The organism is Streptomyces sp. NPDC002044 (genome assembly GCF_040296725.1).
Taxonomy (GTDB): Bacteria; Actinomycetota; Actinomycetes; order Streptomycetales; family Streptomycetaceae; genus Streptomyces; species Streptomyces antarcticus.
In genome coordinates this window covers 54188-66365 of sequence record NZ_JBEOXU010000020.1, presented here as the reverse complement: position 1 = coordinate 66365, position 12178 = coordinate 54188, and the positions used below count along the sequence as shown (strand labels likewise).

The 12178-nt window shown below is 72.9% G+C and carries 10 protein-coding genes; 1 reads left to right on the top strand and 9 read right to left on the bottom strand.

Annotation, left to right across the window (positions count from 1 at the left end; translation table 11 throughout):
• Positions 1-99 precede the first annotated feature (99 nt).
• The 7 genes from ABT106_RS08250 to ABT106_RS08220 all read right to left on the bottom strand — a co-directional run bounded on the left by ABT106_RS08250 (position 100) and on the right by ABT106_RS08220 (position 8841).
• Positions 100-1056 carry an NTP transferase domain-containing protein gene (locus tag ABT106_RS08250; protein ID WP_351274068.1) on the bottom strand — a complete coding sequence of 319 codons (957 nt, stop codon included), beginning with the start codon at positions 1054-1056 and terminating at the stop codon, positions 100-102.
• Positions 1057-1334: 278 nt separating this feature from the next.
• Positions 1335-1874 carry a bacterial proteasome activator family protein gene (locus ABT106_RS08245; protein WP_351274066.1) on the bottom strand — a complete coding sequence of 180 codons (540 nt, stop codon included), beginning with the start codon at positions 1872-1874 and terminating at the stop codon, positions 1335-1337.
• Between the two features lie 95 nt (positions 1875-1969).
• The gene (locus ABT106_RS08240) at positions 1970-4840 is read right to left on the bottom strand and encodes an FtsX-like permease family protein (RefSeq protein ID WP_351274063.1); all 2871 of its coding nucleotides are present in this window, start codon (positions 4838-4840) and stop codon (positions 1970-1972) included.
• Complete coding sequence (locus ABT106_RS08235) at positions 4837-5583, bottom strand: ABC transporter ATP-binding protein (protein WP_351274061.1); 747 nt, start codon at positions 5581-5583, stop codon at positions 4837-4839. The genes ABT106_RS08240 and ABT106_RS08235 overlap by 4 nt, the downstream gene beginning before the upstream one ends.
• A gap of 26 nt (positions 5584-5609) precedes the next feature.
• Positions 5610-6296, bottom strand: coding sequence for a PadR family transcriptional regulator (locus ABT106_RS08230; protein ID WP_351274058.1), 687 nt, complete (start codon positions 6294-6296; stop codon positions 5610-5612).
• A gap of 95 nt (positions 6297-6391) precedes the next feature.
• Positions 6392-6958, bottom strand: coding sequence for a hypothetical protein (locus tag ABT106_RS08225; RefSeq protein WP_351274055.1), 567 nt, complete (start codon positions 6956-6958; stop codon positions 6392-6394).
• A 179-nt stretch (positions 6959-7137) separates the two neighbouring features.
• A complete protein-coding gene (locus tag ABT106_RS08220) occupies positions 7138-8841 on the bottom strand; it encodes a protein kinase domain-containing protein (RefSeq protein ID WP_351274052.1) in 1704 nt (567 codons plus the stop codon).
• Between the two features lie 230 nt (positions 8842-9071).
• Here ABT106_RS08220 and ABT106_RS08215 point away from each other — a divergent pair, with 230 nt between their 5' ends.
• Positions 9072-10658 carry a protein kinase domain-containing protein gene (locus ABT106_RS08215; RefSeq protein ID WP_351274050.1) on the top strand — a complete coding sequence of 529 codons (1587 nt, stop codon included), beginning with the start codon at positions 9072-9074 and terminating at the stop codon, positions 10656-10658.
• Between the two features lie 88 nt (positions 10659-10746).
• Here ABT106_RS08215 and ABT106_RS08210 read toward each other — a convergent pair whose 3' ends face one another.
• Together ABT106_RS08210 and ABT106_RS08205 are read right to left on the bottom strand one after the other, a co-directional pair.
• Positions 10747-11163 carry a pyridoxamine 5'-phosphate oxidase family protein gene (locus tag ABT106_RS08210; RefSeq protein ID WP_351274047.1) on the bottom strand — a complete coding sequence of 139 codons (417 nt, stop codon included), beginning with the start codon at positions 11161-11163 and terminating at the stop codon, positions 10747-10749.
• 139 nt (positions 11164-11302) lie between these two features.
• Complete coding sequence (locus ABT106_RS08205) at positions 11303-11965, bottom strand: response regulator (RefSeq protein WP_351274045.1); 663 nt, start codon at positions 11963-11965, stop codon at positions 11303-11305.
• Between the last annotated feature and the right edge of the window lie 213 nt (positions 11966-12178).

Below are 12178 nucleotides of genomic sequence, written 5' to 3'. Positions count from 1 at the left end.
CCTCTTCGTGGTCGCGCGCGGTGGAGCCGGCGGCCGCGGCGGCCGCCGCGGCCGTCTCCGCCGGGGTCCCGTCCAGGGCGTGGTCGGCGTCGGTGGGGGTCATCCGGAGCCGTTCTGTCGGGGGTCGGCGGCGGGGTCGTTGGCGGCGGGGTCGTTGGCGGTGGCGGCCTTGCCCTCGGTGGTGGCCTCGGTCTCGGCCTCCGCGGCCCAGCGCAGGGCCAGGTCGGCGGCCTTGCGGGTGGCTTCGGCGACGGCTTCGACGGGGTCGGCGCCGGTGGCTTCGGCCCGGGCCGCCGCGTAGCCGACCAGGAAGGTGGTCAGCGGGGCGGCGGGACGGGCGACGCCGTGGGCGGCGTCACGGGCGAGGTCGAGCAGGGCTGCGGTGTCGACGGGGAGGTCGATGCCCAGCTCGTTCTTGACGGCGGTGATCCATTGCTCCAGCACGGTTCCATGCTCCCTGATCCGGGCGCGGGCGAGGGCGAGATCGTCCCAGGTGTCGCAGTCGAAGGAGGCGAGTGGCCCCGCGTCGACCCGGGCGAGGTCCAGCGCGGCGGTGAGCGAGCGCAGCGGGAGCCCGGTGAGGCCGTCCCGCCCGGTGGCGAGGCGGGCCAGCTCGCGGCGGAGCGGGGCCGTCCTGTAGACGGCGACGAGCGGCTGGTCCCGGCCGTCCGGGTCGCGCAGCAGCGCGCCGTCCAGGGCAGGGCCGGGGGCCGCGGTGGTCTCGGGCGCGTCGGTGGCGGCCAGCAGGGACCGGACGGTCGCCCGGTCCAGGAACGGCAGGTCCGCGGAGAGGACGAGCACCCGCTCGGCGGTGGCCCCCCGCAACCCGGCGTCCAGCGCGGCCACGGGGCCGCCGCCGGCCGGTTCCTCGCGGGCCCAGCGGACCGGCCGGGCGGTGGGCCGGCGCCCGCCGACCACGACCGTGGTGCCGGCGTCGGGGCAGGCGTCGAGGACGCGGTCGAGGAGGGCGCGGCCGCCGACGCTCAGCGCGGGCTTGTCGGCCCCGCCGAGCCGTCGTGCGGCGCCGCCCGCGAGGACGATCGCGTCGTAGCTCATGCGTCAGAGTATGCGCGGCCCATGTCCCCGCCGGGGACCCGCCCTTACCCGCGGCTTACCCCTCCCCTCCGGGCTCCGCCCGGACCCGCGCCTCAGTCGCCGGCGGGGCTGGGTGGTGGGCCTCAGTCGCCGGCGGGGCTGGGTGGTGGGCCTCAGTCGCCGGCGGGGCTGGGTGGTGGGTCTCGATCGCCGGTGGGGCTGGGGTGGGCCCGGTGGGGGTGCGGCACCGGGCCCTGGGGCGTGGGCGGCCGGCGGAGGGGTCCGTCGGCCGCCGGGGGTTACAGGTAGGGGCCGGAGCGGACGGCGCCGTGGCCGCCGTCCTCGTCGTCCTCGTGGGAGGCACCGGGCGGGAGCGCGCGGCGCATCTGTTCCAGCTGGGCCCGCGCCGCCATCTGCTGCGCGAACAGGGCCGTCTGGATGCCGTGGAAGAGCCCTTCGAGCCAGCCCACGAGCTGGGCCTGCGCGATGCGCAGCTCCGCTTCGGAGGGGATGGCCTCCTCGGTGAACGGGAGCGACAGGCGCTCCAGTTCCTCCACGAGTTCGGGGGCCAGGCCGTCCTCCAGTTCCTTCACCGACGCGGCGTGGATGTCCTTGAGCCGGACCCGGCTCGCCTCGTCGAGAGGCGCGGCACGTACCTCTTCCAGGAGTTGCTTGATCATGCTTCCGATCCGCATGACCTTGGCGGGCTGTTCGACCATCTCCGTCACCGGGACCTCGCGCGACTCGTCATCGGCGCCGCCGACCGCCATCCCGTCCTGTCCCACGATCAGGACGTGCGGGGGGCTGTCCTGCGACCGTTCACTCCTCGGCATCTCCATGCCGTCATTCTCTCGCACACCTTCGTACTCACACGGTGTGCCCCCGTACGGGCGTGATCCACCCTGTACGGGGGCACCTGCGTGACTCGGTGTGGCTATCCGGCAGCTCGCCGTGCCAGTGCCCCGCTCGAGCGGGTGACCAGTGCCGCCAGCAGTGCCGCGCCCAGCGGGACCACGATCAGCAGTCCGCCGAGGGTCTCCCACGGCACGGAGACCGGGACGTACGGCAGGCCCTCGGTCACCGAGTAGCCCATCTCGCGGCTCTTGGCGTAGAGCTCCTCCATCTCCCGCCGCTGGGCGAAGCGCAGCCCCACGGCGGGCAGCAGGCCGGCCGCCGAGCCCAGGACGACGCCCATCAGGGCGACCACCCCGCACTGGAAGCCGCTGAGCGTGCGCCGGACCCGCGGGGCGGCGCCCACCGCCGCCAGGGTCTTCAGGTCGCCCTCGGCGTCGGCCTGGGCGAGGCCGGTGGCGATACCGGCGGCGCCGATGGTGACGAGGCCGGCGAAGACGGTGAGGACGAGCAGGGCCATGTTGTCGGGGCTCTGGTAGCCGGCCTCGATGGTGACGTCCGCGTCCACGCCCATCCGGTCGATCTCGCCGTCCAGGGCCTGCCGCTGCTTGCCGGTGGCCGTCCCGTCGAGGGTGAAGTAGCTGCCGGACGGGGCGGTGGCCAGTCCGGCGGCCTTCGCGGCCGAGGGCGGCAGGATCAGCTGACTGCCCCAGGAGTTGGCGGTGTCGGGGGCCTGGTGGACGGCGAAGACCTTGTCCTGGCCGGGCGGGTCCTCCCGCCGCATGGAGGCGCCTTCGGCGGCCGCCATGTCGGTGACGACCCGGATGGTCACCTTGCCGTCCTTGACGATGCGCTTGTCGAAGGCGACCGGCCGGCCCGCCGCGAGGGCGGAGACACTGCCGGGGTCGGTGACGGCGAGGACGCGCAGCAGCGTCTCGTCGGCGACGACCGTGCCGTACGGGCTGGACGGGCCCTGGCTGCCGCTGATGCGCGAGGAGTCCGCGCAGCGCCAGTCCGTGCGCAGCTTCTTGGCCTCCTCGGGGGAGAACGAGTCGGGGCCGTTCTCGGCCTCGTACAGCGGGCAGCGCTGGTCCTTGGGCGTGAGGACCTCGGCCCGGCCGCACGTCGGGTCGGACGAGTAAGACTCGCAGCCCGGCTTGCCGACGACGATCCGGTCGACGTCCGCGCGCGTGGCCACCGGGAGGTGCCGGGAGGCGGCCTCGCGCAGGGCCGGCATCTCCTTGTAGGCGCTGCTGTCGGCGTTGAGGACCCCGACGCCGTGCGGGAGGCCGGCGACGTACTCGTGCCGCATCTGGAGGTCCCGGCTGTGCTCGTACGTCGCCACCGCGACGGTGCCGGCGACGGCGGCCAGTACGGCGGCCACGGCCGGGGCCGTGCGCCCCCGGTTGCGGACGGCGTCGCGGAGCGCGAGCCGCGGCGACAGCGGGAGCCAGCGGCCGAGCCGCCCGAACAGGCCGACCAGGGTGGGGGTGAGGGCGACGATGCCGAGTTCGGCGATGGCGCTGCCGCCCGCGACGACGGCGGAGCCCATCCGGGAGGTACTGCCGTAGAGGGCGATCCCGGCGCCGCCCGCGATGGCGATCACGCCGATGAAGGGCAGGACGCGGTTGGCCCGGCGGATCCCGCGGCGGCCCGTCAGGGAGGCGAGAACGGTCTGCCGCGAGGCCGTGACGGCCGGGACGATCGCGGCGAGGAGTCCGGTCACCACGGCGAGCAGGGCGATGGCAGCCAGCTCCAGCGGGCGGACGTCGAATCCGCCGAAGCGGAGGCCGAGCTGCTCCTCCAGTACGGGCCGCAGCCCGATGGTCAGCGCCACACCGAGGGCGGTGCCGATGACGGCGGCCGCGGCGCCGATGACCAGGCCGCCGGAGAGCACGATGGCGCGGATGTGGCGGCGGTCGCCGCCGTTGGCGCCCACGAGGCCGAGCTGGCGGCGCGAGCGGCGGGCGCCCACGGCGAAGGCGGGTCCGGCCAGCAGGCAGATCTCCAGCATGGCGAGACCGACGACGGTCGCCAGCACCGCCATCTCGGTGGTGTTCGAGCGGTTGAGCCCGTACGGGTCCTTGGACTGCTGCTGGTAGAGCGGTACGTCGGAGTCGGCGGGCGGGTCGAGGGTGACGGCACGGGAGATGACGACCGCACCGTGGGCGTTGGCCGCCTTGACCATGTTCCACGTGAAACCATCGCCGCCGCCGGTCTTGACCAGGTAGCTGTCCTCGGTCCGCACGTCCGGGCTCCCGGCGGCCCGCAGGGCCTCGTCGAGCGGGGCGAACAGGGTCCCGGGCGGGGCGGTGATCTCGGGTTTCATCAGCTCGGAGGGCAGCTCGTACGCGCCGACGATCCGGTACGCGGACTTCGCGCCGCGGGGCAGCACCGAGGAGCCGACGAACAGTCCCGACTCCTCCAGGAAGGCGTTGGTCGCGATGACCTCGCCCGCGGCCTTCGGGAGCCGGCCGCGGTCCAGCGTGAGCATGCCGGCCGTCAGCGGGCTGTGCGCGTCGAGTTCGCGCAGCTCGGTGTCGAGGAGCCCGTGCCGGGTGCGCACCTTGGCGTGCCCGCTGCTGTCCTTGACGGCCTCGGCGCCGGCCGGGAGCGCGGCGAGCACCGGGTCCGGCCCGCCTTCCTTCGGCCGGGACCGCGTCGGGTCGTAGTTCTCGTAGCCGCCGACGGGTGCGGAGGTGTCGCCCGCGGGGTTCTGGTAGACGGGTCCGAAGTGCGAGTCGGACAGCCGGGCGTCGGCGGCGCCGATCTTCCGGTCCAGGGACTGCTCGGCGGAGAGCTCACCGCTGCGCAACGTCAGGTCGGCGGCGCTCACGCCCACGATGGGGAGCGCGATCATGGCGAGGACGAGGGCACTGCGGCCCTTGGCGCGCCAGGCGTCGCGGCGGGCGATCCGGATCGCGGCGATCCAGGAGTGGTACCAGGAGATCACTGGCCGGCCGCCCGCCCCGAGAGGAGGGAGTCGGCGTGGCTGCGCAGGGTCTCGTCGACCACGCTGCCGTCGCGCAGGAAGACCACGCGGTCGGCCCAGGCGGCGAACCGCGGTTCGTGGGTGACGAGGACGCCGGCCGCTCCCGCGTCGCAGCGGGAGCGCAGCAGGGCCAGGACGGACTCGCCGGTCTCGGAGTCGAGGGCGCCGGTGGGTTCGTCGGCGAGGACGAGGCGGCGGTCGCCGACCAGGGCGCGGGCGATGGCCACGCGCTGCTGCTGGCCGCCGGACATCTCGTCGGGGAAGCGGTCGGCGAGCTGACGCAGGCCCATCTCCTCCAGGGCGGCGAGCGCGGAGACGCGGGCCTTGCGGGCGGAGACGCCGTCGAGCTCCCGGGGCAGGGCGACGTTCTCGGCCGCGGTGAGGGCGGGTATGAGGTTGTAGTCCTGGAAGACGTACCCGATGCTGCGGCGGCGCATGGCCGCGAGCTGCTTGCGGCCGACGGCGGTGATGTCGGTGCCTTCGACGATCACCCGGCCGCTGGTCGGGGTGTCGAGCCCGCCGGCCAGCGTGAGCAGCGTGGACTTGCCGGAGCCGGACGGGCCCATGACGGCGACGAGTTCGCCGGGGAAGACGGAGAGGTTGATGCCGCGCAGGGCGTGCACTTCGGTGGCGCCGCTGCCGTGGGTGCGGACCAGTTGGTCCAACTGGAGTACGGGCGACTGGGACGGGCGCTGGTCAGGCATGAGTGGGGTCCCCCTGGGACGGTGGATCAGCCCCGCCGCGCGCGGGCGCTGTTGGGCGGGGTGGTGGTCGGGTCGGTACGGGCGGGGCCCGGCGCGGCCGCGGCCGTCGGCGGGTCCACGGGCCCGTCGGCCTGGGACGGCCGGGGTGCGGCGGCTCTCCGGTCGGCCGACAGGGAGAGCCGGACGAGCCGGGCCTCGCAGTGGTCGAGCCAGCGGGCCTCGGCCTCGGTCTGGAAGATCAGCTGTTCCACGACGAGGAGCCAGGCCACGTCGTCGCGTTCGTGGGCGTCCCCGCTCTCGATGGCGGTGAGTGCCTGTGCCTTGAGCCGGGTGTAGTCCTGCATCGCCCCGATCGTGGCGTGCCGCTGGGACTGGATGACGGCGCGGATGTCCACGCCGGGCGAGCCGACGGCCATGGCGAGCTTGATGGACAGTTCGTCACGGGGCGGGTTGGCCCGGTCGACCGGTCGCTCGTACCACTGGCGCAGCTCCGCGCTCCCGGTGTCGGTGATGACGTAGAGGGTGTGCCCGGCGGCGTCCTCTCCGCCGGGGGCGACGAGGCCGTCGCGTTCGAGGCGGGCGAGCGTGGTGTACACCTGCCCGACGTTCAGGGGCCAGGTGGAGCCGGTGCGGGATTCGAACTCGGTGCGCAGCTGTGAGCCGTACCGAGGACCCCGTTCCAGCAGGGCGAGCAGGCCGTGGCGGATCGACATACCGAGTATGTATACGCAGTATGTTCACGCTCGGCAACCATCCTCGGTCGTACGTCCTGAGGAGGAGGGCGGGCTCGACCGGGTCGCGCGGGGCTCTAGATCCCCCGGCGCAGCCGCGCCCCGAGATAGCCGAGGCCCACGCCCATCAGGGCGCATCCGGTGCCCAGCGGCAGCAGGTGCGCGGCGAGGTCGGCGGCCCGCTCGTTCGGTGCGGTGCCGAGCGCGGTGGTGGCGTGGGGGGTGGGGGCCGGCGGGGGCTTCGGCGGGGCGGCGGGCCGGGTGCGCGGCCGGACGGTCAACGGGCGGGAGGCCACCATGGCCTCCCGGTTCACGGGGTCGGCCGCCGGCCTGCCCGGCCGCTCCCGGCCGGCCCCGGCGGCGCTCCCGGCCAGGTCCCCGTACGCGTGGTCCGGGCGCTCGTGCGGCGGCTCGTCCCCCGGGCCCCCGCCGGCCGGGACGGCCGCAAGGGCGGTGGCCCCGACGGCGGCGGTCGCAGCGGCGGTGGCCCCAGCGGCGGCGGGGGCGCCGAGGGGGGCGGGAGCGGTGAGCGCGTGGGCGGCCGGAGCGGCCGTCGCGAGCGCGGCGGCCGCCAGCGCGGCGCAGGCCAGCAGGCGCGTCGGACGGATCCGGGCGCGGCGTCGGGGGTGGAAGCCTTTGAACACGGGGAGCCCCTCCCGTCCCGAGCGACCGAGGTGTCTCGCTCAGATTTACATAGTGGGGCAAAAGCGGCATCCCGGGCACCCCATCGGGGTGTCCGGGATGCCGGTGTGTCAGATTCCGCGGTGCCGCGGCACCGCGGTGCGGAGGTGCCATGGAGCCATGGAGCCCGCGCCCCCGCGTGCTACTCCGGGTAGCCGGTGGACACGGTCAGCGTGTACTCCGTGCCCTCCTTGTCGATCTTGTCGCCGGCGTTCGGGTTCTGGGAGAGCACGGTGTCCTTGCCGAACACCGCCTCGTCCTTCTCCACGATCTTGTACTTGCCGCCCGAAGCCTGGATGCACGCCTTCACCGAGAGCAGGTTCTTGTACTTCAGGTCCGGCGCGATGTACTTGCCCGCCTCGCTGTAGTGCTTCGTCGGCTCCTTGCACTTGGCCGCGTCGATCGTGCGCGTGACGTCCGCGTCCTTGAACCCCGGCTTGGACGGCGCGGGAGCCGACGCCGAGGTGCCCGGGGAGGCGTTGTCGTCCGGGTCCTTGTCGCCGCCGCTCATCACGATCGCCGTGATCAGGCCGCCGACGGCCAGCAGCGCCACCGCGACCGCGCCGACGACCACGGGCGCGTTCCGCTTCCCGCCGCCCCCGGCGGACGCCCCGTGGCCCTGCGCGCCCACCGCGGGCGAGATCGTGTACGGCGGCGGGGTGTGCGGCGCGTACTGCTGCGGCGCGGTCGCGGGCGCGGGCGTGTGCGCTGAGAAGGGCGCGGCGTACGCCGCTCCAGTGGAGCCGGTGCCTGCACCGGGATAGCCGCCCTGCGCGTGCGCCTGCGGTGCCGGTGTCGGATGCGGCGCGTACGGCGACGGGGTGTGCTGCGGCTGGTACGGCTGCTGCACCGAGTGCTGCGGCGGTGCCTGGAAACCGGAGTCCACCGGCGGGAACACGGCGGAGGAGACGCCCGCCCCGCTGCCGCCCGTCGGCGCCCCCTGGACGATCACCGGGGCCCCGGTCTGCCCGGAGGCCAGCACCCGGGCGACCTCGTCGCCCATGGCGGCGGCGGTGGGGAAGCGCTCGTTCGGGTTCTTCTTCAGCGCCCGCGCCACCAGCGCGTCCATCGCCGGGGTCACCGAGCGGTTGATGGAGGACGGGGCGACCGGCTCCTCCTGTACGTGCGCGTACGCGATGGCCAGCGGCGAGTCCGCGTCGAAGGGGATCCGCCCGGTCAGCAGCTGGAACAGCATGATGCCGACCGAGTAGAGGTCGGAACGGGCGTCGACGCCGCGCCCCAGCGCCTGTTCGGGGGAGAGGTACTGGGGGGTGCCGACGACCATGCCGGTCTGTGTCATCGAGGTGACCCCCGACTGCATGGCGCGCGCGATGCCGAAGTCCATGACCTTGACCACGCCGCGCTTGTTCACCATGACGTTGCCGGGCTTGATGTCGCGGTGGACGAGGCCCATCTCGTGGCTCGTGTCCAGCGCGGCCAGCACGTCGGCCGTCACCTTCAGCGCCCGGTCCGCCGGCATCGCCCCGTACCGCCGGATGTCCTCGTCGAGCACCGAGCCGAGCGGCCGGCCCTCCACGTACTCCATGACGATGTACGGCATCACCGCGCCGCCCAGTTCGCCTTCGCCGGTATCGAATACCGAGACGATGTTCGTGTGCGACAGTTTGGCTACAGCCTGGGCCTCGCGGCGGAAGCGCTCGCGGAACGACTGCTCGCGGCCGAGGTCACTGTGCAGGGTCTTGACGGCGACCTGCCGGTCGAGCGCCGAGTCGTAGGCCAGGTACACGGAGGCCATGCCGCCTTCGCCCAGCAAGTCCCTTAGCTGGTAACGGCCACCGGCCAGAGAGCCGCCCGCGTACTGGCCCTGAGTGCCGTCCTGGCTCATGGCTGTTGCTTCCCCTCGGGATGTGTCACTACGCGTCTGGCTGAGCGCATGTCGCGCCCAGTCTGCCGGAGGGCAAGCACACGTCAAGCCGGGTACCCGATCCGTGACCACACGGGCACAGGGCGGCTTTGTCCGAACGGCGAGCGGTTCCGAGGCTGTAGCGTTCACCGGAACAGCAAAGAAGAGGACACCCGCTGAGCGGCGGCCGAGAGAGACGACGGCGAGGACTGATGGCACCCGAACCCGAGGGAAACGGCGCCGGGATGGCCGACGGTCCTGAGTACTGGGGCGCCGGCGGCCTGGTGGGAGACGGCCGTTACCGGCTGACCCACCGCCTGGGCCGAGGCGGCATGGCCGAGGTGTTCGCCGCCGAGGACGTGCGCCTGGGCCGCACCGTGGCCGTGAAGCTGCTGCGCGCGGACCTCGCCGAGGACCCGGTCTCCAAGGCCCGCTTCACGCGCGAGGCGCAGTCCGTCGCCGGGCTCAACCACCACGCCGTCGTCGCCGTGTACGACTCGGGCGAGGACCGGGTCGGTCCGAACACCGTCCCGTACATCGTGATGGAGCTGGTCGAGGGCCGCACCATCCGCGAGCTGCTGCTCAGCGCCGAGGCCCCGGGCCCCGAGCAGGCGCTCATCATCGTCTCGGGCGTCCTGGAAGCCCTCGCGTACTCGCACCAGCACGGCATCGTGCACCGCGACATCAAGCCGGCGAACGTCATCATCACCGACACCGGCGCGGTCAAGGTCATGGACTTCGGCATCGCCCGCGCCCTGCACGGCGTGCAGTCGACGATGACCCAGACCGGCATGGTCATGGGAACCCCGCAGTACCTGTCGCCCGAGCAGGCCCTCGGCAAGGCCGTGGACCACCGCTCCGACCTGTACGCGACGGGCTGCCTGCTGTACGAACTCCTCGCGCTGCGGCCCCCGTTCACCGGTGAGACCCCGCTGTCGGTGGTCTACCAGCACGTCCAGGACGCACCGATCCCGCCCTCGCACCTGCCCGAGGGCGGCTCGATCCCGCAGGAGCTCGACGGGCTCGTCATGCGTTCCCTCGCCAAGGATCCGGACGACCGGTTCCAGAGCGCCGAGGAGATGCGCGGGCTGACGCAGTACGCGCTCCGGATGCTCCACGAGCAGGGACCGAACACGGGCACCTGGAACACCGGCCCGGTGACCATGGCCCTGCCGCACGGCCGGGGCCCGGCCGCGACGACGGCCATGTCCATGGGTGGCTCCGGCGGGCACCAGCAGTACCAGGCGCACGCCACGACCTCGCAGTTCCAGCAGCCGATGGTGCCGCCGATCAACCCGGACGACGGATCGGCCTTCCCCGGCGGCGGCCAGGGCGGCCAGGGCGGCTACGACGGGTACGACGACCGCGGCAACGGCGGCCGCTGGAAGATGTGGCTCTTCGCGGTGCTCGCGATCATCGCGGTCGCGGGCGGCGTGGCGTACGCCGTCAGCAACATCGGGGGCGACGGCAAGAAGAAGGAAGAGACTCCCCGGCCCCAGACGTCCCAGAGCACGCCCGGCACCCAGCCGAGCCAGCCCGGGACCGAGGAGAACCCGCCGCCGCGCACGACGCCGGAGACCAGTAACCCCACGTACAACCAGTCGTCGCCGACGCCGACCCGCCCGCGGACGCAGAGTCCGACGCCGTCCGCGACGCCGTCCGCGACTCCCTCGGCGACACCGTCCGCGACGCCCTCCACGAAGCCGTCGGCGACGAAGTCCTCCGAGCCGCCGGTGACGAAGTCCCCCGAGCCCCCGGTGACGAAGTCCCCGGAGCCCCCGGACACCCAGACGGAGTAGTGACGGACAAGGGTCCGGCGGAATCTTCCGCCGGACCCTTCTCCGTCACCGCACTCCGTGCTGTCCCTCGGACGGGAATCCGGGCAGGTCAGAGCGCGTGCTGATACGCGCGGTCGGGATTCCCCACGAGGGAGTGCACGGTGACGAACTGGGGTTCGATCCGCATGTAGACCGGGTCGAAGAGCGAGCCGTCCACGAAATGCGGACCCGGGCCGAACAGCTCCAGTTCGGCGTTGGCCGGTTCGACGATCTGCGCGGTGCCGGTGAACTGGACCGACCACAGTCGCGGGTCCCGCGAATTGAAGTTGTCCGCGCCATAGGCCACCACACTGCCGTTGCACGCCTGGTGGTATCCGAAACCCGAGTGCATTCTCAGGACGACCTTGCCGTCCACCACGATGTGGCGGGCGAGCGCGAGGAAGGGCAGCGCGCGCATGCTGGTGGCCACCCGGCCGTACGGCACCCGGCGCAGCAGTTCGATGGCGTGGAGTTCCTCTGGGGACATGCGGTCCACTGTCCGGTACCGACACGGTGCCGGGAAAGGGGATCCCGCCCTCATGATCGGGGACGTTGGTCCCGAATGAAACCGTTTCTCGGCCGGCGGCGACCCGCGGCGGCGACCCGTCGGCGGCGCCCTGTCGGCGTCAGCGGCGCTTCTCCGCCTGCAGGCGGGCGACGTAGGCGGCGGCCTGGGAGCGCCGCTCCATGCCCAGCTTCGACAGGAGGCTGGAGACGTAGTTCTTGATCGTCTTCTCGGCCAGGTGCAGCCGTTCGCCGATGACGCGGTTCGTGAGGCCCTCGCCGATCAGGTCGAGGATCTTCCGCTCCTGGTCGGTGAGGTGGGAGAGGCGGTCGTCGCCCTTGCCGTTCTTGCCGTCGCGCAGCCGCTCCAGCACCCGGGCGGTCGCCACCGGGTCGAGCAGGGACTTGCCGGCCGCGACGTCACGCACGGCGCTGAGCAGCTCGTTCCCGCGGATCGCCTTCAGGACGTAGCCCGAGGCGCCGGCCATGATCGCGTCGAACAGCGCCTCGTCGTCCGCGAACGAGGTCAGCATCAGGCACTTGATGTCCTCGTTCGCCGAGCGCACCTCGCGGCACACCTCCACGCCGCTGCCGTCCGGCAGGCGCACGTCGAGGACGGCCACGTCAGGGCGGGTGGCGGGGATGCGGACCAGGGCGTCGGCGGCCGTACCGGCTTCGCCGACGATCTCGATGTCCTCTTCGACCGACAACAGCTCATGAACACCCCGACGCACCACTTCGTGGTCGTCCAGGAGGAATACCTTGATTTTTCCGTCTTCGCGCACGAAGTCAGTTTCACACACTCACCCCTTCCCTGCCGGAGTTACCCGGGATAACGTGCCGTTGTTCCGGCCCCCTGCAAGGCTGTGACCAGTACGTGTTCCCGGTTCCGCGTATTTACTTGGTAATCCAAGCAAAAACGCAGGTCAAACGGGGTTTCGCAGATATGCGGCGTACTGGGTAACGTGCATTGCGCAGGGCACTCGCCGGGGCACCTG